The sequence below is a fragment of the Rosenbergiella gaditana genome (assembly GCF_018494065.1).
In the GTDB taxonomy this organism is placed as follows: Bacteria; Pseudomonadota; Gammaproteobacteria; order Enterobacterales; family Enterobacteriaceae; genus Rosenbergiella; species Rosenbergiella gaditana.
The window spans coordinates 24,925-47,112 of sequence record NZ_JABBFR010000016.1 but is presented as its reverse complement, the minus strand read 5'-3'; the positions used below and the strand labels follow the sequence as shown (position 1 = coordinate 47,112).

The 22,188-nt window shown below is 47.5% G+C and carries 16 protein-coding genes and 1 pseudogene; 5 read left to right on the top strand and 12 right to left on the bottom strand.

Features of this window, described 5'->3' with window-relative positions; genetic code table 11:
• Nucleotides 1-8 precede the first annotated feature (8 nt).
• The 3 genes from xylB to HH682_RS11730 are packed head-to-tail and all read right to left on the bottom strand — an operon-like array spanning nucleotide 9 to nucleotide 5,256.
• Nucleotides 9-1,463, bottom strand: coding sequence for a xylulokinase (xylB, locus tag HH682_RS11740; protein ID WP_214237734.1), 1,455 nt, complete (start codon nucleotides 1,461-1,463; stop codon nucleotides 9-11).
• A gap of 55 nt (nucleotides 1,464-1,518) precedes the next feature.
• Nucleotides 1,519-2,448 carry an FAD:protein FMN transferase gene (locus HH682_RS11735; RefSeq protein WP_214237733.1) on the bottom strand — a complete coding sequence of 310 codons (930 nt, stop codon included), beginning with the start codon at nucleotides 2,446-2,448 and terminating at the stop codon, nucleotides 1,519-1,521.
• Between the two features lie 21 nt (nucleotides 2,449-2,469).
• A complete protein-coding gene (locus HH682_RS11730) occupies nucleotides 2,470-5,256 on the bottom strand; it encodes a flavocytochrome c (RefSeq protein ID WP_214237732.1) in 2,787 nt (928 codons plus the stop codon).
• 374 nt (nucleotides 5,257-5,630) lie between these two features.
• On the opposite strand from HH682_RS11730, the gene HH682_RS11725 reads away from it, so the two are divergent.
• Nucleotides 5,631-7,139 carry an anion permease gene (locus HH682_RS11725; protein ID WP_214237731.1) on the top strand — a complete coding sequence of 503 codons (1,509 nt, stop codon included), beginning with the start codon at nucleotides 5,631-5,633 and terminating at the stop codon, nucleotides 7,137-7,139.
• Nucleotides 7,140-7,210: 71 nt separating this feature from the next.
• Here the strand turns inward: HH682_RS11725 and HH682_RS11720 are convergent, their stop codons facing one another.
• From HH682_RS11720 to HH682_RS11700, 5 genes are all read right to left on the bottom strand, one after another.
• Nucleotides 7,211-8,605, bottom strand: a complete 1,395-nt coding sequence (locus HH682_RS11720) for a glycoside hydrolase family 1 protein (RefSeq protein ID WP_214237730.1) — start codon at nucleotides 8,603-8,605, stop codon at nucleotides 7,211-7,213.
• Nucleotides 8,606-8,620: 15 nt separating this feature from the next.
• Nucleotides 8,621-10,549 carry a PTS beta-glucoside transporter subunit IIABC gene (gene bglF / locus HH682_RS11715; protein ID WP_214237729.1) on the bottom strand — a complete coding sequence of 643 codons (1,929 nt, stop codon included), beginning with the start codon at nucleotides 10,547-10,549 and terminating at the stop codon, nucleotides 8,621-8,623.
• Between the two features lie 122 nt (nucleotides 10,550-10,671).
• Nucleotides 10,672-11,514 (bottom strand): BglG family transcription antiterminator LicT, encoded by an 843-nt coding sequence (gene licT / locus HH682_RS11710; protein WP_214237728.1) that lies wholly within the window; start codon nucleotides 11,512-11,514, stop codon nucleotides 10,672-10,674.
• Between the two features lie 118 nt (nucleotides 11,515-11,632).
• Complete coding sequence (locus HH682_RS11705) at nucleotides 11,633-12,175, bottom strand: GNAT family N-acetyltransferase (RefSeq protein WP_214237727.1); 543 nt, start codon at nucleotides 12,173-12,175, stop codon at nucleotides 11,633-11,635.
• Nucleotides 12,176-12,272: 97 nt separating this feature from the next.
• Nucleotides 12,273-12,986: a PilZ domain-containing protein gene (locus tag HH682_RS11700; RefSeq protein ID WP_214237726.1), complete on the bottom strand. Its 714-nt coding sequence runs from the start codon at nucleotides 12,984-12,986 to the stop codon at nucleotides 12,273-12,275.
• 379 nt (nucleotides 12,987-13,365) lie between these two features.
• Here HH682_RS11700 and HH682_RS11695 point away from each other — a divergent pair, with 379 nt between their 5' ends.
• Both HH682_RS11695 and HH682_RS15860 read left to right on the top strand, forming a co-directional pair.
• Entirely contained in the window at nucleotides 13,366-14,220 is an 855-nt protein-coding gene (locus HH682_RS11695) for a nucleoside-specific channel-forming protein Tsx (RefSeq protein WP_214237725.1), read from the top strand.
• A 154-nt stretch (nucleotides 14,221-14,374) separates the two neighbouring features.
• Nucleotides 14,375-14,689, top strand: a pseudogene (locus HH682_RS15860) (MFS transporter); the annotation flags it as partial.
• Nucleotides 14,690-14,740: 51 nt separating this feature from the next.
• Here the strand turns inward: HH682_RS15860 and HH682_RS11690 are convergent.
• The 3 genes from HH682_RS11690 to HH682_RS11680 are packed head-to-tail and all read right to left on the bottom strand — an operon-like array spanning nucleotide 14,741 to nucleotide 18,589.
• A complete protein-coding gene (locus HH682_RS11690; protein ID WP_214237724.1) occupies nucleotides 14,741-16,057 on the bottom strand; it encodes a c-type cytochrome in 1,317 nt (438 codons plus the stop codon).
• A 10-nt stretch (nucleotides 16,058-16,067) separates the two neighbouring features.
• A complete protein-coding gene (locus HH682_RS11685) occupies nucleotides 16,068-17,852 on the bottom strand; it encodes a GMC family oxidoreductase (protein WP_214237723.1) in 1,785 nt (594 codons plus the stop codon).
• Between the two features lie 2 nt (nucleotides 17,853-17,854).
• Nucleotides 17,855-18,589, bottom strand: a complete 735-nt coding sequence (locus HH682_RS11680; RefSeq protein WP_214237722.1) for a gluconate 2-dehydrogenase subunit 3 family protein — start codon at nucleotides 18,587-18,589, stop codon at nucleotides 17,855-17,857.
• 276 nt (nucleotides 18,590-18,865) lie between these two features.
• Between HH682_RS11680 and sbmA the strand changes: the two genes are divergently transcribed.
• Complete coding sequence (gene sbmA, locus HH682_RS11675; protein WP_214237721.1) at nucleotides 18,866-20,104, top strand: peptide antibiotic transporter SbmA; 1,239 nt, start codon at nucleotides 18,866-18,868, stop codon at nucleotides 20,102-20,104.
• Nucleotides 20,105-20,163: 59 nt separating this feature from the next.
• On the top strand, nucleotides 20,164-21,063 hold the full coding sequence (locus tag HH682_RS11670; protein WP_214237720.1) for a ParB/Srx family N-terminal domain-containing protein: 900 nt from the start codon (nucleotides 20,164-20,166) through the stop codon (nucleotides 21,061-21,063).
• A gap of 39 nt (nucleotides 21,064-21,102) precedes the next feature.
• Here HH682_RS11670 and yncE read toward each other — a convergent pair whose 3' ends face one another.
• Nucleotides 21,103-22,140, bottom strand: coding sequence for a 7-bladed beta-propeller protein YncE (yncE, locus tag HH682_RS11665; RefSeq protein ID WP_420826211.1), 1,038 nt, complete (start codon nucleotides 22,138-22,140; stop codon nucleotides 21,103-21,105).
• Between the last annotated feature and the right edge of the window lie 48 nt (nucleotides 22,141-22,188).

The window sequence follows — 22,188 nt, the reverse complement described above, 5'->3', positions numbered from 1 at the left end:
TAGTCGCCTCAGGGAGCGTTACTCAGCTGGCGATACCCTTGCTGAAATAAGTGTAAACGCTGTTGAAAAAATTGATGACGGGCCGGATGCGGGCGATAAGTGGTAACGATCGGCGAGGCAGGAAAATGTCCCGCTAACGTCAATGCTGGGCAGCAGGCCATTTTCGCCAATCGAGCAGCACCAAGGGCCGGGCCGACATCACCATCCTGTCGATACTCAAGGCATTGACCCGTAACATCGGCCAATAATTGACGCCAAAACTCACTTTTTGCCCCACCGCCAATCAGTGTAACGGAGGTGGGCACGACCCCACTCTGATGTAAAGCGGATATCCCCTCAGCAAGCCCTAGACTGACCCCTTCGACCACAGCAAAGGCCAGATCAGCAGGACCATGCTGATGCGTTAAGCCTGTAAAACTACCGGTTGCGTAAGGATTATTGTGCGGCGTGCGTTCACCTGCCAAATAGGGTAAAAAAAGCGGTGAATGCGCTTCAACCTTCGCCTGTTCAGCCAGGTATAAAAAATCATTCACCGAAGCTTGCCCAGTAACTTTGGCGGCCCAATCCAAGCAGGAGGCAGCACTGAGCATGACCGACATCAAATGCCATGTCTCAGGTAAAGCATGACAAAAGCTGTGTACCGCTTGACGGCTATTAGCATAGAAGCCATCGCTCACCGCAAAATAGACGCCTGAAGTCCCCAACGAGAGCATCGCTTGGCCAGACTGCCACACCCCTACCCCCAGAGCACCCGCAGCGTTATCGCCACCGCCAGCAACGATTGGAATCGTTGTAGAGAAGCCCCAACGTTGTTGGTATTCTTCACGTAAGCAGCCGCTGACTTGGGGACCTTCCAGTAATGGTGGAACCTGTTGAGGCATTAACCCGCAAGCGTCGAGTAGCGTCTTATCCCACTGACGCGTTGCAACATTCAACCACAGGGTTCCTGACGCGTCAGACATATCTGTGGCATAACGGCCAGAGAGCTTCCAGCGTAGATAGTCTTTTGGCAACAACACCTGAGCAATTTGACTGAAAATTTCCGGTTCATGTTCAGCCACCCAGAGGAGTTTTGGGGCAGTCATCCCAGTCATCACCTGATTACCGGTGATACGTTCGATGTTTGGTGCGCGTTGATTGAGTAACGCACACTGAGGGGCACAGCGCCCGTCGTTCCATAAGATCGCCGGACGCAAAGGCTCCCCATCACTATCGACCAACACCGCCCCATGCATTTGTCCCGTCACCCCTATGGCTTTTACCGCCTGCAGAGGCTGCGTGTCGGCAAGTTGGTCGAGCGCTTGCTCGGTAGCTTGCCACCACTGCGATGGCGTTTGTTCTGACCAGAGAGGATGAGGATGTTCGCAAGTTAAAGAGACTGATTGACTCGCTCTGACCTGAAACTGTTCATCCATCAATACAACTTTAACGCCAGAGGTTCCTAAATCGATACCAATATACATGGGTCATTCTCCTGGGTAAGGAAGAACTCACCCTAAGCATTATTAATAAATAATACTACTGCTTTAGATTGAGAACGTGACATTGGAAGTGATGCTGAGAGGAGCAAATAATGTCGTTATCGCGGGTAATCATCACCGCTTCAATTTCAGGATGGTGGGAAAGCCAAGCTAAGCTCTCGTCGACACCCATGCCATAAAGAAGCGTACTGTAGATATCGCCGATTAAGGAGGACTCACTGATAACTGTCACGCTCAGTAAGTCATTATCCAGAGGATACCCAGTCCGACTATCCAGAATATGGTGATAACAGCGTTGTTGATGGAGAAAAAATCGTTCATAAATCCCTGATGTTACGACCGATCGTCCACTCACTGCTAAGCGAGCGCTCAGCGTCTGCGGGCTAGCAAAGGGCTTGCGTAAGCCAATCTGCCAAAGGTGATGCTCTGGTCGCGCGAGGGTGTGAACATTACCTCCCAAATTGATCAACGCATAGGGTTCTTGCTGTTCATGCAAATATTGGCAGACTTTGTCGGCGATATAACCTTTTGCTATGGCCCCTAAATCAATTTCCATTCCGCATTTACGTAGAAAAATGGACTGAGCTTCGGCATCCAGCACAATATCGTGCGGATCAATCAACGCCATAGCGTCATTGATCCGACTTATGGGAGGGGGAGACCGTCCAGCAAAGCCAATACGCCAGGCTTTAACCAAAGGGCCGATTGCCAAGTTAAACAGACTTCCTGGTAAAAGACTCACTTGTAGAGCGAGTGAAACAAGATGGAAAATTGTACTCGGCACCACGACTGGATGCTGACCCGCAGCACGATTCACCGCCATCAACAGCGAATCATCTCGGTTAACCGTTAGCAGGGCCTCTTGTTGCTTGATAAGTTGAAATACTGCGCGCGCACGTTGCGGATTTTCTTGGGAGAGCGATAAGCGAATCGGCGAGCCCATCATTACTGCCTGATAATCAATCATACCGCCTCCCGTGACACTACGTTAAGCCGTTTTAACCCAGTTAGCCGCTTGTTCACCAGCTAATAGACCGAAGATAATGATATCCGCCACCGCATTGCCCCCGATACGATTGGCGCCATGTATACCACCCACGACTTCCCCAGCTGCCCAGATCCCCTTTAAGGGTTGATGGTGAGTATCCAACACTTGCGCCTGAGTCGAGATGGCGACGCCTCCCATGGTATGGTGAACACCGGGAGCAATCTTAATCGCGTAGAATGGGCCCTTGTCTAACGGATGTCGCAACGCCGTCGTTCTCCCAAACTGAAGATCCTGCTGCTGGCGAACCGCTTGGTTAAAGGTTGCGAGGGTTTGTGCTAACGCTTTCGGATCCATACCGATCTGCGTAGCGAGATCCTCAACGCTCTCACCTTGGATCGCAAAGCCTTTCGCTAAGTATTCATCTGCCGCTTTATTTTGGGATCTGACTTGCTCGTCGAAGAGGATCCACGCACTTTTCTCCGCTAAGCCAATGATCTGCGCAGAGACTTTGTCACGGGTTTCCATTTCATTACAGAAACGTTCACCAGCTTGTGAAACTAATATTGCACCACCGCCACGAATCGACTCAGAGATAAGGTAGGCACTCTGTTGTTCAACGGTCGGATGGATTTGGATTTCAGCCATATCGACCGTCGCCGCACCCAAGTTTTGTAATAAAGTAATACCACTGCCAGTGGCCCCTTTATGATTAGTGGTGACGAATCCGGTTAACTCCGGACGATAATGCTCAACCATTTTTGCGTTGGCGCTAAATCCACCGGTAGCAACAATTATTGCTTTGGTATGCAAGATCCGGCTTTCACCATATTCGTCGATAACCTTCAGCCCCGAGACTTTACCTTGCTGGTACTCGATGCTATCGGCCTTAGTGTCTACTAACACTTCAATATGACGCTGATTGAGGTTTCTCACTAAGCCGCTGATCAAGAACCCCCCAACAGCGGAACGGTCAGCAGGACGATGAGTTCGGTCAATGCTCATCCCACCGGTAATAGTGATGTCACTCAGTACTATTTCCTGCTTGGCGAGCCAATCAATTGCATCAGGGGCTCTTTCTACAAATTGCTGCAACAGCTCAGGATTATTTTTGAATTTGCCCCCTTTTAAGGTTTCTTCATAGAAGCAGGCTTTAGTGTCTCGAATCCCTTTCTCTTGTTGATAAGAGGTTTGCGCAGCATTCATGCCGACTGACGCTTTAATGGTATTTCCCCCTATCGTCGACATACGCTCGACAACCACCACTTTTGCCCCTAAATCATGAGCATTGATGGCTGCCGCTAACCCCGCGCCGCCACTGCCAATCACAATTACGTCATAGTTTTCCAAACTGGCAGGGTCAACACCGCAGTCTTCAGCCCAATGTTTGGTGGAGGTAGAAAGGGCACGTGATACCGCTTTTTTCAGTGCCTCACTCTGGGTGGTTGCCCCAGCAATCGCGTCTACATAAGGGCTATTGGCCACTAACATCCGGGTACGTAATTGTTCAAAAGTCTGGGTAAAATCGACATCAAGGCTACTGTCTGGCTGCAATCGAATATCCGTGATCCGATCGGTATCAAGCTGAACATCGATATTGAGTTTTAGTGCCTCAGCTTCCACTTTTTCATGGTAGACCCCCGCTTTAAACTTCTTACCGGCATTTTGGACATCGCGAATCATCGCGTCGACTAAGGAGAAGTACCACAGCGGTTCCGGAATAGAGAGCGCTTCACGTTGGGTGCTGTCCATCTCAAGCGTTAAGGTCTCACCAGAATGGAGACGCTGCCACCAATCAGGATAAACGATACAGGCCTTACCTACTGCTAATACATCATAGCCCGCCTCAAACGCTTGCTCGACATCAAACTTATTCACAATGCCACCCACACCAATCACCGGAACCTTTGCCAAGCTGGAGGACGGTGAGATCGCTTGTCGATAACGGGTGATGAGTGGCGTTTGGTCAGCCAGATCAATAATGGATGACCGCAACCAATGCCCCACAGAGAAATGAACATAATCTAAGCCACGTTCGGCCAATTTTTCGAGCAGATAAAGGCTATCTTGGAAAGTAATACCGGGTTTTTCCATTTCTTCTGGTGAGAAACGGTAACCAATAATAAAATCGTTGGCTTCTGCGCGCTCAGCCATATGATGAGCTATGTCAAGGACTGCTAGCGGAAAACGGCTACGCTTTTCTCTATTTCCCCCCCATTGATCATCACGTCGATTAGAGTGGGGGGAAAAAAATTGCTGGATCAAATAAGTGTTTGCTCCGTGAATTTCCACACCATCAAAACCGGCTTTAATCGCCCGATTTACCGCATCACCAAATTTAGTGATCAGCACGTCGATCTCTTGGCAGCTCAATTCACGAGGCGTCGTTGCACCTTCGCGATCCGCCGCAACGGCGCTAGGCGCAACCGGTGTTTTACCGCCGATGAGCTCAGGTTCTACCATCCGGCCACCATGGTAGATCTGTAAGATCGCTAGCGCACCTTGTTGCTTGATCGCGGTCGCAATACGTGCCAGACCGGGGATCTTTTTATCACTATCAATTCCCAATGCCCCCGGAAAAGCCGGCCCCAGAGGCTCGATAAAACAGCACTCTACAATGACTGCGCCAAGCCCTTGCGCGCGTTTACCGTAATACTCGACCAAATCCTGCGGGACGCTCCCATCGTAAAAACCACTACAGGTCGTCATAGGCGCCATAAAAAGCCTATTTTTTACAGTTTTTCCTTTTGGAAAACATAATGCGGTATTAAAGGGGTTGTTAAGATCCATTGGCGCTCCAGAAGCTGTCATTGCATGGCTAAAAATAGTTATTTTTCCCACTATAAGCCGATGTCATTTTCCTTCCCCTTCGTCTAGATCAAAGAACAATAATAAATTGATAAATAAATACTTCTTGGAAATAAGTTGAATACAATTTCAAAAATGCCTTAACAATTATTTAACCTTATGATTTTTAAATCATTTATATAAAGTGACGCTGAATTTGTTTAGGATCAAAAAATTACGAAACTTTCTACGAGCTTGAAGCGCACCCTTTTATCTTTTGATAGAAATCAACACCTCACTGAGTAAAAAATCGATGATGGTGAAGATAAATTCGACTGCATTCTCTCCTCCATCGATAGATTACTGAGTGATGATTAATGAATAAGGACAGTAAAAAAAACGTTTCTCCACCACCGCCCCCCACTACGGGGCGAGCGAAGAAAGCCATTATTTTTCTTCTTCCCGCCTTGGTAGCATTACTATTATTAGTCACTCCTGTTCCAGAGGGATTGTCCCCCCATGCTTGGCACTTTTTTGCTATCTTCGCGGCGGTCATTGTTGGCTTAATCTTTGAGCCATTGCCGGGCGCAGTGATCGGCCTGACGGGAATTGTGGTGGTAGCTATCTTCAACCAGTGGCTATTGTTCAGTCCTGAACAATTGGCAGATCCTCAATTTAAGACAGCGAATCAAGCCTTTAAATGGGCTGTCAGTGGCTTCAGTAACTCGACAGTCTGGCTGATTTTTGGCGCATTTATGTTTGCAGCAGGCTATGATAAAACCAACTTAGGTCGACGTTTAGCGTTGATTCTGGTTAAGTTTTTAGGTCGTCGTAGTTTAACTCTTGGTTATGCGATTACCTTCGCGGATCTGCTGTTAGCCCCTTTTACGCCATCAAATACGGCACGTAGTGGCGGCACAATTTATCCCATTATCGCTAACCTTCCTCCTCTTTATGGTTCGAAACCCAATGACCCGAGCGCACGTAAAATCGGTTCTTATTTGATGTGGGTAGCGATTACGGCGGCCTGTATTACCAGCTCAATGTTTTTATCTGCACTGGCGCCCAATCTACTCGCCCTAGCGCTGGTTAAGAGCGTGGTAGGGATTGATATTACTTGGGGTAAATGGTTTTTAGCTTTCCTTCCCGTTGGTATTTTACTGATTGTCACTATGCCGCTGCTTGCTTATTGGCTCTATCCCCCTACAGTGAAAATTAATGAGCAAGTCCCGAAGTGGGCGGCAAGTGAGTTAAAGAAACTCGGTAGGATGTCGCGTAATGAGATCTTACTGCTCTGCTTTGTCTGCTGTGCTCTGCTGATGTGGATTTTTGCTGCCGCATGGATCGAGCCGGCGATGGCTGCATTGTTGGTGGTGGTGCTGATGCTGTGGACAGGTGTACTCTCTTGGACAGATATCACCAGTAATAAACCAGCCTGGAATACCTTTGCTTGGTTCGCCACACTGGTCGCCTTGGCCGATGGCTTAGCCCGTGTCGGCTTTATTCGCTGGTTGGGTCAAGAGGCTGGACTACTGTTAACCGGGATTAGCCCAACGGTTGCCACAATTATGCTCTTTTTAGCGTTTTACTTACTTCACTATCTCTTTGCCAGTTCGACAGCACACACTACCGCGCTGCTTCCCGCTATCTTAACCATTGGGGCGGCTATCCCTGGTATCGATATGCCTATTTTCTGCTTATTACTCGTCACGTCGCTGGGAATTATGGGGATCATTACCCCTTACGGCACAGGCCCAAGTCCCATTTATTATGGTAGCGGCTATTTACCGACCAAAGACTACTGGCGACTTGGCTCTATTTTCGGAGTGATTTTCTTGCTTGCTCTGCTGTTCATTGGTTATCCCTGGATGAAGATGATCTTCTAGACGCTGAACCGAGCCTGACCTACCAATACTAAGAGAGGCATCCTTGGATGCCTCTCTTGTTTATACGCTGGTTACGCTTTTAAACTCGCTCCGTGGGTTCGGATCACCTCTTGGTACCAATAAAAGCTTTTTTTCCGCGTTCTTGCCAAGGTTCCTGACCCATTATCATGACGATCAACGTAAATAAATCCATAGCGTTTACTGATCTCAGCTTTTGAGGCACTGATCAGATCAATCGGCCCCCATGAAGTATAGCCAAGAACCTCCACACCGTCCTCTATCGCTTCTCGTACTTGCACAAGATGGTCGTTCATATAGTTAATACGATAATCATCCTGAATCTCTCCCTGCTCATCTGGCTGGTCTTTGGCACCCAATCCGTTTTCCACAATAAAAAGTGGCTTTTGATACCGATCCCACAGTTCATTGAGCAGTGTACGCAGTCCAACCGGATCGATCTGCCAACCCCATTCAGAGGCTTTTAAGTGGGGATTCGGCACCATATTGAGAATATTACCGCGGATTTTCTTGTTTAACCCTTTGTCGGCTGTGACACAACCGGTCATGTAATAGCTAAATGAGATAAAGTCGACCGTTTGTTTGAGGATATTTTTATCCTCTTCAGTAATTACCACATCGATACCTTTGTCACGGAAATAACGGAGCATATAGCCAGGATATGCCCCGCGACACTGTACATCACCGAAGAAGAGCCATTTACGATTTTCTTGCAAGGTTTCAAATACATCGTCAGGCTGGCAAGTGAGTGGATAAACCAATCCACCGAGCAGCATATTACCTATTTTTGCATCGGGAATCAGCAGATGACAGGCACGGACCACTAATGCACTCGCGACTAACTGGTGATGGATCGCTTGGTAGACATCACTTTCACTGCAACCACTTTGTAAGCCAACGCCTGTTAACGGCGCATGTAATGACATATTGATCTCGTTGAAGGTAAGCCACCACTTCACTTTTTCAGCATAACGCTTAAATACCACCTTGGCATAACGCTCAAAAAAAGTGATCACTTCTCGATTAGACCAACCTCCATACTGCGTGACCAAATGCCAAGGCATTTCATAATGTGATAGCGTTACCATCGCCTTAATACCCTGTTTAGCCAGCTCATCAAACAATTTATCGTAATAAGCCAGGCCTGCTTCACAGGGGGTCAACTCATCGCCTTTGGGGAAAATTCGAGTCCAAGCGATGGAGACACGAAGTATGCCAAACCCCATTTCGCTTAATAGCGCAATATCGTCGGGATAACGATGATAAAAATCGATAGCAACATCTTTGAGGTTAAAAACATTACCTTTACGCTGATTCACTTCGCCAAAAATACCATTGGGCTGTACATCTGAAGTCGAGACGCCTTTCCCTCCTTCTTGCCAAGCACCTTCTACTTGATTGGCCGCCACTGCTCCGCCCCACAGAAAATCGGTTGGAAACTGTTTCATTGTCCTCTCCTTAACTTAGGCTGTAATAATTAATAAAGGCTGTTGCTCAGTCACTTCGCTGGCTGCTATGCACTCCACGGCACTAAAATCATCACTGTTAGTCACCAAGACCGGGCTGATTAGAGAGAGTCCGGCATCGGTAATGGCTTGACAGTCAAATGTCAGAAGCAACTCTCCCTCTGTAATGTGATCGCCCTCAGCCACGTGGGCGGTGAAGGGCTCTCCTGCTAATTTGACGGTATCAATACCGATATGAATCAAGACGTCGACACCTTGTTCACTGCGTAACCCTAGAGCATGTTTAGTCAGAAAAAGTGATTCAACCGTCCCAGAAAATGGCGCGCGTACTTCACCCTTATGAGGCAAAATGGCTACACCTTGGCCAAGAAGTCCGCCGGCAAAGGTGGGATCGGGGATATCTGCCAGCGCCACTACCTGCCCTGTAATAGGAGTGAGAAGTGTCAAGGTTTTCGCCGTAGACGGCTTGCTGGAAACCGGTGGCTGCACGGCATAAGCGACCGCTTCTTGTACCGGTGCCTCAGCGACAGAAGTAGCGTCAGGACGTTGAGTGCGGCGGCCCCAAAAATAAGTGCCAAGGCAACCGATAATAACGGCGACCGCATTACCGATAAATACTCCCCATACCGTGCTATCAATGCCGGTAGGGGGAATAATTTGGATAAGCGTAAAAATATTCGCCAACCCAAAAGAATAAGTATGAGTGCCCACAAAACCTACGATGGCACCGCCAATCGATCCGGCTATACATCCGATGATAAAGGGGCGACGGAGTGGGAGGGTTAACCCATAAATCGCAGGTTCAGTTACCCCGAAGATCCCTGCAGAAAAGGACGATCCTGCTAGCGCTTTTTGACGAGGATCGTTGCTGTAGAAAAAGATTCCGAGAACTGCACCAATTTGTCCCATTACCGCAGGCAGGATCATTGGCATCATTGAATCTTGTCCGAAGACCACAAGATTATTAAAGATCAACGGGACTAATCCCCAATGTAGGCCGAAGATCACACAGATCTGCCATACTGCTCCTAATGCTGCCCCTGCTAACCAGGGTGCGAAACGATAGATCACTTCATAACCTTCCGCTAGTAAATGACTCAGCCAGGTCGCCAAGGGGCCAATCCCCAAGAACGTTAAAGGGACGACGGTTGCCAAACAAATAACGGGGGTGAAAAAACTGCGAACAGCCAGAGGCAGTAGCGGTCTGATACGCTTTTCAAGCGTACAACTTACCCACGATGCTAAAATGATGGGAATGACCGAGGAGCTATAATTAATAAAAACGATCGGGATACCGAGAAAATGTTCTGTTGCTTGTCCAGCTTGGCTCGCTTCAAATGCCTTGATCATCAAAGGATGAGTGAGTGCCCCACCAATTACCATCGTAATAAATGGGCTACCGCCAAATTTTTGTCCCGCGGTATAGCCTATAAACAATGGGAAGAAGAAGAATAGTGCATCACTGGTCGCGAACCAGATTTGGTAGGTTCCGCCTTCAGTGCTTAATCCCCCACAAGCCACCGCTAAGGCGAGCAGCCCTTTCATGATCCCTGATGCAGCCATCACGCCGATAAAGGGAGTAAAGATCCCTGATACAATATCGATTAACCGTGCCAATAGCGTCGACTGTGCTGCAGGAGTCTCTGTTTTTCCCTTATTCGTACCACTCGCACCAAGACCATCTCCTGAGATAGCCATGATCGCCTGATATACCTCTCCCACTTGATTACCTATAACGACCTGGAATTGTCCACCACTGTTCACCACAGCGATCACCTCTTCCAAATTTTTTAGGCGTTCAGTATCAGCAAGTGTTGGCTGCCTTAATTTAAAGCGTAAACGAGTCGCACAGTGAACGAGACCACTAACGTTCTCTTTACCCCCCACGCCTTCAATGATCTTTTTCGCGAGTGATTGATAATCCATTTACCCTCCAGTGATGCGCTATCTATAAAGTTAAACCCCTGTAAAAACAAAAAAACCCGGGACCCGCCATCATTAGACGAGACCCAGGTTTTGCCTACCGAAGTAGTAACAATCCTGTCAATTTACTCTGTTAACTGTGCTTCTTTACGTAACTTCTCTATATGTAAAGTGAGAAATAACAACTCTTCTGGCTGAATCTGATGTTGATAATGCTGCGAGAGATGTTCGCCCACCAACTCAGCCGCCGACCACGCTAGCTGATATTGGTGATGGATAGCTTCGGTCAATTCGCTCTCTTCACTACTGACTTGTGCATGCGTCAAACAACGCTGGGCAAAAAATTTTAGGTGCGTAACAAACCGGTGGTAGCTAAGACTTTTATCTGCATAATCAATACGTAAGTGATATTTAACCAGATTTAACATTTCTTGCATCAGGCGGGTCACTTGGGTGACTTCTTGTATATCCCCTTGCAATTGTGCCGTCACAAAATGCAGAGCGATAAATCCCGCCTCATCAAGCTGGAGTGTAATACCTAGCCTTTGTTCAATAATTTGTAACGCGACAACCGCCACTTGGTACTCATTCGGATAGAGGTGTTGAGTCTCCCATAACAGGCGATTGTGCAGTACGATGCCATTACGTTTTCGCTCTAATGCACCGAAGCAGTGGTCTGCCAATGAGATAAATAAGCTTTCTTGTAAAGGACCAAGCTGCTGTCGAGCATGGGTGACAATGCGATCACACGTCAGCAAAACATTGAGTGGGATCTGTTGGATGAGTTCGACAAAGTGATCAAATAGTGGGTTATTCTGCCGTGCAAAAATCTTCTCAATTTTACTGTGATCGATACTATCGCCACAACGCTTCTGAAAGGCGATACCTCGACCCATAATAATCTGCTCATCCTTTGAGCCTTGTTGAACAACCACAACATTGTTGTTCAAGATTTTGACGATCTTCATCTCACTCCTTCACCCTAATTTAGGCAATTTGTCAGACTCGCCAGTATGCCTCAAGGCGCTTATCAGTAAAACGTGAGATAGATCGCCAGAAACCCCTCTTTTTTTCAAATACTTTGTTTTAGGCTAATAAAAAATCTGACCGCTGTAAGGCGTAAAGAAGATGTTCTGCTAAGGGATGTTCCGCGGGGATATGAGGGTGGTTGAAGGTGCGCTGCCGGGTCATGTTCAATCGCTGCATCAAGCGTTCAGAACGGTAATTATGAACAGATGTGAACGCTACCACTTGCTGTAAGCTAATGTTTTCGAAAGCAAAGTGTAATACTCTCTCTGCAGCCTCTGTTGCCAAACCTTGTGACCAAAACGGCGAGGAAAATCGCCAGCCGATTTCAACGCAGGGCGAAAAGGAGAATTTATTGGGCTGCTCATGCAAGCCGCAAAAACCGATGAATTGTGCAGTAGATTTTAGCTCAACCGCCCAAAACCCCCACCCCTTGCGCTGCATGATCAGACGAAAGGTTTTTGCTAACTCATCACTCTGCGCGGCGCTGAGAGGGTTCATAAAAAAACGCATCACGTCCGGATCTTGATTTATTTCGCGAAAAGGAATCAGATCAGAGGTCTGCCACTGCCGCAACCGCAAACGTTCCGTTTCAAGCTCCATTAATATCCCCCTTAAAGTCGATCGTCTTCTAAGCTTAGAAGATGAATGAGTTAAGGATAATTAATACCGTAAAATTCAGAAAATTCATACTACTGGCTTAGCGTTTACGGTTGAAGTTTACCTCAAATGTATAGGTAATCTTATTAAAATTACGTTGCGTAATTAATGACAGATTTAAAAATCTCATCGAAATACGGTGAGTAAATTCAGGATGATCCGCTAAGGGCTCATCAAGAGGGCCAAGAGAGATCACCTCGACATTGACTTTATATTCCCCGTATTCGCCTAAATTCAGATCAACCTTTTTGAAGATTGCCCCTTTTTTGAAAGCTGGGTTAGGTAGCCCACGACTAAAAAGCCCTATCCCGCCAGTGGAGAAATTATCGACAAAGAAGCGGTGCAACTCAATATGGCCTGGTAGGTGGATAGCAATCGAAAAGGCTTTTCTTAACGGTACGGGTACACGTAAGTTTATGCGGCGCTGGATATAAGAGAAAGTCGGAACGAGTTCCCCTAGCCACTGCTGATGCCCCTGTTGCTCAACGCTCACCGCATTAGTAATGCTAAAAATTATTTTCGCCTCGCTCCCCTCAGCGACTAGGGTCAAGGATGAGGCAAAGGGTATATCGCCATGCTGAGGAACTAATCGAATACGACTACCTTCCATTCTAACCAACGTAAAGTTTTGCGTATCGTCATCAAGAGAGGCTAACACTAAGGTTTGTTGCTGTTTTTGAAATGTTCGCAATATTGACGCAAGCTCAAATCTGTCTTCGCGTAGTGAAGACGATTCTGATTCAGAATTCATCATAAATGGCATCCTTTAAAGCAAACATGCGGCCTAATATCACGTTACCAAGCACCTATCTAAGAAAAGGGTTAGCGATCAACCGATTAATGGTTCATTTTTCAAATATTAGCATGGCTTTATCTTTCAATCGACGAGTATACATAATCGTCACGCGGCGACTGTCTATTTATTCACCGCGTAGTAAAAAATTGATAAATAGTTCAACACTATATATATAATATGTGATCTCTATCACATTATAATTTTTTATAGTGCCGCAAAAGTATTCTTTTAAGAGTAAAATTCCCGTCGACAAACAGGGCACGCGCCTATTTACTGACTGTCACGATCTTGTGGGACTCATTTTTTCGCGTTTTACATCCTCGATGAGCAAATAATAATGAAATATAAATCACTGATAGCCGCCACTGCGTTAGCCACGACAGTCGCAACTTCCGCTTGGGCAGACAACTCACCCGAATATCTCTCTGATTGGTGGCACCAAAGTGTCAATGTGGTCGGCAGTTACCACACACGTTTTGGCCCGCATCCAAATAACGACATCTATCTGGAATATGAAGCATTTGCTCACAAGGATTGGTTCGATTTTTATGGCTATATCGACGTGCCTAAATTTTTTGGGGTTGGCAACGCAAACGATGTCGGTATATGGGATAAGGGAAAAGGCTCGCCATTATTTATGGAGATTGAGCCCCGCTTCTCGATTGATAAGCTGACTGACACTGATTTAAGCATCGGTCCAATTAAGCAGTGGTATTTTGCTAACAACTATATCTACGATATGGGACCTAACGATAAAAATCGTCAAAATACCTGGTATACGGGCTTAGGGACTGATATTGACACCGGCACGAAACTCTCTCTCTCGTTAAACGTTTATGCGAAGTACCAGTGGGAAAACTACGGTGCGGCCAATGAAGATAGCTGGGACGGTTACCGCTTTAAAGTGAAATACATGTACCCTATAACCACTTTATGGGGCGGAAACTTAGCTTATATTGGTTTCACCAACTTTGATTGGGGCTCTGATCTCGGCAATAACAGCACCGTTCGGACTAAAAACTCTATCGCTTCCAGCCATATATTGGCATTGAGCTACGCGCACTGGCACTACTCTTTCGTCGCCCGTTATTTCCATAACGGCGGTCAATGGGAAGGCAGTGCCGATCTAGGCGGCTCACGCACTAATAATACCGGTTGGGGATACTACCTGGTAGCTGGTTACAGTTTCTAATTCTAGAAACCTGTTTGAAAGCTATCCTTTGTGAAGTGAACCCCGAAAGTTGGACACCCAACGATTAGGGGTTTTCTGTTATATGTTTACACCAGAATTTAAGCAGAAGGTTGTTGCTCATTACCTCAACAGTGATGACGGAGCTAAAGCAACGGCCCTGGCGCATCAACCATCGATAATAATCATCTGCGGTTTTCTTATCACTTACGCCAACGCTTGATTAACCTATAGCTACCACGCATATCAAACAGATATTTTTCCTACCACGATACGCGCCCGAGCAGTCGGTTTCTGCTACGCCTTCAGCCGGCTTTCTACAGCACTGAGTAGCGTATTTGTTGGCGTAATTCTGACGTCAGCAGGAAGCAGCGGCGTCGTCTGATTTATCGTCTTAAGTATATTGATGGTAATACTTTCGGTCGCGATTTTTGGCCCAACACCTCGCGGTAAATACGTCGAAAACCTCTAAAAAAAACGCGGTAATCATAACGATTACCGCGTTGTTATCACTAGAAAAAAATTATTGCCGCTTCTCTAAGACTTCGATGCTGTGACTACCTTGCTGGCCTTTAACCTCGTCCTGCTCGCGTATCTTCGCCACATCACTGGCCTTCACCGTCGAAGACTGGGTGTTGCCCCAGCTGCTGCGCACAAAGTTAACAAGGTCTGCGACTTGCTGATCATTCATTCGCCAGCCAAAGGCAGGCATGGTGATCGCGGTCGGTGCGCCAGCAACCGCCGGTAAACGTGCGCCGGTTAAGATAATATGAATAAGCGAAGTCGGATCTTCAGCTAAGACAACTGGATTACCTTTCAATTGCGGGAAGAAGCGCTTGTAGCCGGTTCCATCCGTTTTGTGGCAGGCTGCACAACTGTCAACATATTCACTCGCACCTGCTTGATGGTCATCGCCTTTCCACAGTGCTTTCGCCACACTATCGTCAGCGGTGAAAGGTGTTTGATCAGGGTCTTGTGGTGCCAAGGTTTTCAAATACCGTGCGATTGCCGTGATGTCAGCATCGGTCAGATATTGCAGACTGTGCTCGACCACATCAGTCATACCACCAAAGACGGCTGTCTGGTCATTGCGGCCATAACGCAAGAACTGCTCAAGTTCTTGCTGGCTCCAACGGCCTAGGCCATCGCGATTATCGCCACGCAAGTTACTGGCGGTCCATCCATCAATCGGTGAGCTGCTGCCTGCAAGATAAGTTGTATTATCTTGTCCATTCAGCGCTTTTTCTTGCATGGTGATACTACGTGGCGTGTGGCACGCCCCACAGTGTGCTAAACCTTCTACCAAGTAACGGCCACGGTTGACACTCTCGTCATCCTGAGTCGTGGATTCAAAAGGTTTGACCTCTGGAGCAAACATTTTACGCCAGATGGCAAGCGGCCAACGCATTGAGAGCGGCCATGGAATATCGGTCGCTTTATTCTCTTGGTTAACGGCAGGCACGCCCTGCATAAAATAGGCATAAAGCGCACGCATATCTTCATCGCTGACCACAGCATAGGAAGGATAAGGCATCGCCGGATAAAGCGTATCACCGGTTTTGGCAATCCCCTGACGCACCGCCTTTTGGAAATCGTCGTAGCTGTAATCACCAATCCCTGTCTGCTTATCAGGGGTGATATTGGTACTGTAAATCGTACCGATCGGCGTTGCCATCGCTAAACCACCGGCAAAAGGTTTACCGCCTTTCGCGGTATGGCAGGCGACACAGTCTCCCGCTCGCGCCAGATACTCACCACGTTTAACCAGTTCACCAGACGTTTCGGCTAACGTACTAAAAGAGACAAACGCTAACACTAGGGTCAAAAAAGTCTTTTTCATTAGCCTCTCCTTATGCCTGAACCAGTGGGCCTGGATTCTTGAGGTACACCTCACGGATGGTTTTGGCTGACCAATAAGTCAGTGCCGCCACTAGCCCGGTTGGGTTGTAACCAAGTCCTTGAGGGAACGCTGAAGCCCCCGGCACAAAGACGTTATGCACATCCCAACTTTGCAGGTAACGGTTGATTGCGCTGGTCGATGGGTGTTCACCCATGATTGCGCCACCATTCATATGGGTAGTCTGATAAGAAGTGGTATCGAAATGCGCCCCCTCTTTCTTCGCGGCACCTAAAATCGCTTTCGGGTTCATGGCTTCCGCAATTTTGTGCATCTTAGACACCATGAACTGTGCCATTTTGATGTCATTCTCTTGCCAATCGAATGTCATTCGCAGCAGCGGCTGTCCATGAATATCTTTGTAGTTAGGATCGAGATCTAAGTAATTATTGCGATAAGACTGATGAGCACCGTGGGCATCCATTGAGACATGGTGGGTGTAAGTATCCGCGACAGCGGCTTTCCACTCGCTTCCCCAAGCTGGAGTGCCTGCTGGCACTGGAAGCCCGGAGATCGGTTTTACGCCGGCTTGGTTTACCCAGAATGGCGATCCGCCGACAAAACCATGCGGTCCATGATCAAAGTTATCTGCATTAAAGTCGTCCACTGCAACCCCTGCGCCGCCCGCTCCAATAAAGGGGTTGGTGGTGGTGTTTTTATCGAACAGTGCTTTAAGAGTCGACATATTCTGGTAGGCAAAGTTACGGCCAACCACCCCTTCATTAGTGATAGGGTTGTACGGCTTACCAATACCCGATAACAACATTAAGTGTACGTTATGGAATTGGAACGCAGAGAGGATCACTAAATCTGCCGGTTGGATCTGTTCCCGACCTTGTGCATCCACATAGGTGACACCTGTTGCACGCTTTTTATCGTCCGTCAGGTTAACTTTCAGCACATAGGAGTCGTTACGTAGTTCAAACTTAGGCTCTTGGCGAAGCGCCGGTAAAATATTGACGTTCGGCGAGGCCTTAGAGTACATGTAGCAGGCGTAACCACTGCAATAACCGCAGAAGTTACACGGCCCCATCTGTGCACCATAAGTATTGGTATAAGGCCCAGAGGTGTTAGCCGAAGGCATATCGTAAGGATGATAGCCGACCGCTTCTGCAGCTTTATAGAACAGTTGCGCAGAAAAGGTTCTTTTCTGTGCAGGAAGCGGGAAGTCTTGCGAACGATCGCCTGCAAAAGGGTTACCCCCTTTATCTTTACCCACCACATTCCCTTTGATCGACCATGCGGAACCCGAAGTCCCGAACACTTTTTCAGATTGGTCAAAAAAAGGTTCCAACTCGTCGTAGGTCACGCCGAAATCTTGGATCGTCATCCCTTCTGGGATAAAGTTTTTCCCATAGCGCTCTTCATAATGGCTGCGTAGACGCAATTCTGCTGGGTCGACGCGAAAATGTACGCCTGACCAGTGTAATCCTGCGCCACCGGTACCGGTGCCGGGTAAGAACGCGGCAAGTTGGCGGTAAGGGACCGCAGTTTGCGAAGGGTTATGACGGATAGTCACTGTGCTTTTAGAAAGATCTTGGAAGAGCTTTTTGCGAACGTTATACGTCAGTTCGTCGATCGATTGCGGGTAGGCACCATCGGGATAAGTGTCACGGTGCGGACCACGCTCCAGCGCAACCACTGTCAGACCAGCTTCGGTTAGCTCTTTTGCCATAATCGCGCCCGCCCAACCGAAGCCGACGATTACCGCATCTACTTTTTTTTGTTCATTAGCCATAATTAACTTCTCTCACCCCGAATCGATACTGGTGGTAATGGGTAGCGTTCACCACGCTCCACCCAATCCATAAAGTCTGCACGCGCGCCTGGGAAATTAATCAATTTCCAGCCCACTAATCCTTGGTTACCACCGTGGATCGGGTCACTAAAGAAGCCTTCGCGGGTGTTCTGCAGTAGGAATGAGAAGAAAGTTTTTGACGGAAGTTGTTGAAAGTTCAGCTTACCGCTTTCTAAGTCCTTAAGAAATTCAATTTGTTGCGCTGCTGTTAACTCAGCAAAGACTTTACCGTATTGCTGTTGGCTTTGCTGATTCGCCTCGGCAATCCCCAGTCGATAAATTTGCTGCGGTACTAAAGGCAACTGGTAGCCAAACTCTTTATCAACATCCGGCGTAAAAGGACCTTGCATATACCAGTTTGCACCGGTGGCATAAGGAGTATTCATTTGACGGTCTATATACTCAGGGACACCCGCTTCGAGTGCACCTGGGCCACGCTCATCTTTCGGGATCAGTTGCGTTACCGCAGCCGTAATGAATGCAAATTCTTCAGCAGTAAACCAAGAGGGTTGGTAATCTCTCGCCTGAGAAGGGGCAGAACTGGTGTTGTCTGCGGCCAAGACACTTCGACTCTCTAGAGCCCCTATCCCTGCCGTCCCGACAGCCATGGCTGGCGCGATAGCGATAGTTTTCAGCAGAAAATCACGGCGTGACTGGCCGTTTTTTTGTTCTGACATGACATTGCCTTAATACTGCAAATAATGCAGCATGAAAAATTGAAAGATAGCGTGACAGTGTTGTTCGGTACCGCTGTTGTATTTTTATAAGGTGGTTACCGGTAACAGTCTAATTGTAACACAGTTGAGTAACATCAAAAATCATATCTACTTATTTTTTGTGACTAGATTTAACATATTGTCATCAGAATATGTTTTTTAATCGCCAGTAAGATCCTTCTCCAGTCGGTTAAGTTAGTATAGTCGTCGTAGGAGTTAATTTTTCAGGGAGTTATCATGTTTAAATGCTATTTCCCACGCCCACTGCTCTTTTTCACCAGCGCAGCCGCTTGGAGTTTGGTCGTGGTCCTTTTTTGGTTCGGTGTCGCCGCACAGTTACCGGCTCATTTTCCGGCACTCGCTAAGGCTTTTCTGTCACCGCTACCGACAACCGTCGCACGGTTTTGGCAGCTGAGTTATCTCTGGTTCTATCTCTATTTCTGGGTCGCCGTTACCCTCTTTGCTGTGGTATGGCATTTGCTTGATAACCACCCATGGCAACGCTGGTCTGTTTGGGGATTGGCCCTGATCATTTTTTCGACCTGGTTTAGCGTTCAGGTCGGGGTTGCGATTAATGCTTGGTATGCGCCCTTTGGCAACCTTATCCAAAAAGCGCTCGGCAAAGCCGGTTCAGTACGAATCGAGGATTTTTATCAACAAGTCTACGCGTTTCTCGGCATTGCTTTAGTCGCCGTCGTCGTGGGCGTGTTGAATAATTTTTTCGTCAGCCACTGGGTGTTTCGTTGGCGCACGGCGATGAATAACTTCTTTATGGCGAATTGGGGACAACTACGTCATGTCGAAGGGGCCTCTCAACGGGTGCAAGAAGATACGATGCGCTTCGCTGACACCTTGGAAAGTTGGGGCGTTAGCTTACTGCAAGCGATTATGACATTGATTGCTTTTTTGCCGATCTTGGCACAGCTTTCCGTACACGTAAAATCGGTGCCGATTATCGGCGATATCCCTTATGCACTGGTAATCATTGCTATTGTCTGGTCACTGTTTGGGACGGCTTTATTAGCGGTAGTGGGGATCAAACTGCCGGGTCTATCTTTTAAAAACCAGCGGGTCGAAGCAGCCTATCGTAAAGAGTTAGTCTATGGTGAGGATGATGCCAACCGAGCTACGCCGCCGACGGTGAAAGCGCTATATAATCAAGTACGCTATAACTATTTCCGGCTCTACTTCCATTATCTCTACTTCAATATTACACGCATTTTGTATCTGCAAGTCGATAATATCTTTGGCTTATTTGTTCTCTTCCCCGCTATCGTTGCAGGAACCATTACCTTAGGATTAATGAATCAAATCTCCAACGTATTCGATCAGGTTCGCTCATCGTTTCAATATTTGATCAATTCATGGTCCACGTTAGTCGAATTGATGTCAATCTATAAGCGTCTTCATAGTTTTGAGATGATCCTCAAGGATAAGTCCCACAGTGACTTAATCAACGATGCCTCAGACTCGTGAATGATAAAGAAAAGGTGAGGTCACTCACCTTTTTTATCCCCCTTATGAGGAAAAAGATAATGAAACGCGTTACCTCGGTTCTACTTGCTTCGTTAATCACAGCGGGCTTATCGTGCGGTCCATTCTCTTATGCACAGACCATTAAAACACTGAACGTCAGCCAGATCCGTCCCACTCAACCGGCGATTGGTGTCGATGAAGTCAATTATAAAGTGGCTAAATTACAGGGTGATCGACAAGAGCTGTTTGAAGGTTTCTGTGAAGATATTGGCGCTAAAGGGGTCAAAACCTTTGATAGCCAATCATCTCTCGCACAGCCCACCAGTTTCACCTGTCTTGCTGCCCCTGGGACGGAGCCAGACGACGTGAAAAGTGCAGTGATTGCCCCGGACCATCATATTTACCTCACCGATGGCCACCACACTGTCTCGACCTACCGGGCGCTAGCCAATAATCAGGATTTTCCATTCGCGGTACGTATTACCAATGATTTCAGCCAGCTCGCGTCAATGGATCTGTTCTGGAGTACGATGCAACAACAACATTTAACCTGGCTGGAAGATCCACAAGGTAAACCAGTTACACCCGCTCAGTTACCCCAGCAGGTAGGTCTGCAGACCATGCAGAACGACCCCTATCGCTCTATCGTCTATTTCTTACGGGGCATTGCCTACGATAAGCCAGACCAAGCACCGCCTTTCCTTGAGTTCTACCTCGGCAGCTGGCTACGCACCCAGCAACCCGTGAACACTCAGCAACTATCAACCAAAGCGGGCTATATGGCTTATCTACAACAGGCCGCTGCATCCTTAGTCGCCGCGCAAGGTAGCCAACATTCTACTGATAAAGCCGACTCCCCGACCTTATCGCAATTGGGGCAACGTAAAACCGTCAATGAGAAGAAATTAGCGAAATTAGCCGAGCCAGGTGGGAAATTATCAATTTTGTTTAAAGAGTGATAAGGAAAACAAGGCCTCATCATGAGGCCTTGTTGCGCGTTACAGAGTAATACGTAAGACAGTATCTGGCTGTGTCGCTTCTTTCTCACGAGAAGAAGGTTGTTTGACGCTGACATAAAGCACATCACCCTTGTCGGACAACGCTAAGCTGTTAGGCATCCCATCTGTTGTAACCGTACGTTTCACTTGATAGGTTTTCGCATCAATAATGCTTACGGTACCCGCCTTACGGTGTGTCACATACAGCTCTTGACGCTGCGCGTTGAACAGTACTCCTAACGATTCGGGTACCTTAATGCTGGTCAAAACTTTATCAGTTTGTGTATCAATTACCAAGACTTGCGGCTGTTTAAAATCTGCGATGAATGCGCGATGGCCCGCGGTATCCAGGCTCACATTTAACAGCATATGGTCACCGGGCAGATCCAGTTTTGTCCGTTTTAGGATGCTGTTATTTTGCGTGTCAATGTTGATCCACTCTGCATCGGCGTTGGACAAGTAGAGCGCATGCTGTGTTGGATCCAAGGCAAGGCCAGTCGCCATTTTACCAACGCCGGTAATGGTTTTGATCACTTTAAGAGATTTACCCTCCAGTACCCAAACGACGCTCTCAGCCCCTACGCCAGTGGCATAAACCTGATGAGTTACCGGATCGACCGTGATCTCACGAATTTGTGGCGGTCTAAACGACTCAGTGCGTTGACGAGTTTCAACCACCTGTTGGGCAATGATCTTTTTGGTTTGTAGATCGATCGCTGTAATCGAACCATCGCGAGTATTACCGGTGTAAAGAATATGTTGAGTATTATCGATAGCCACGCCAAATGGCTTGAGTGGCTCTTTAATCACCTGCTCAGTCTTCAGGCTTTGCGGGTTAAGGATATATACCGCACCACCGCTTTCTTGTCGGCTCCCAGCACTCGCCACATATAATTGCTGTGAAGATTGGCCATAAGCCAGTTCGTAAAGCCCTTTCGAGACAGGTTGAGTTAGGGTTTGCCCTTCCTCGGCAAATACCCCCGCTGAAAATAGCGCTGTCACCAGTAATAAGGGACGGAAAAGAGAATTGCGTTGCATAGTCATTACCTCTGTCATTGCGCATTGGACAGTAAAACAGAGCCCTTA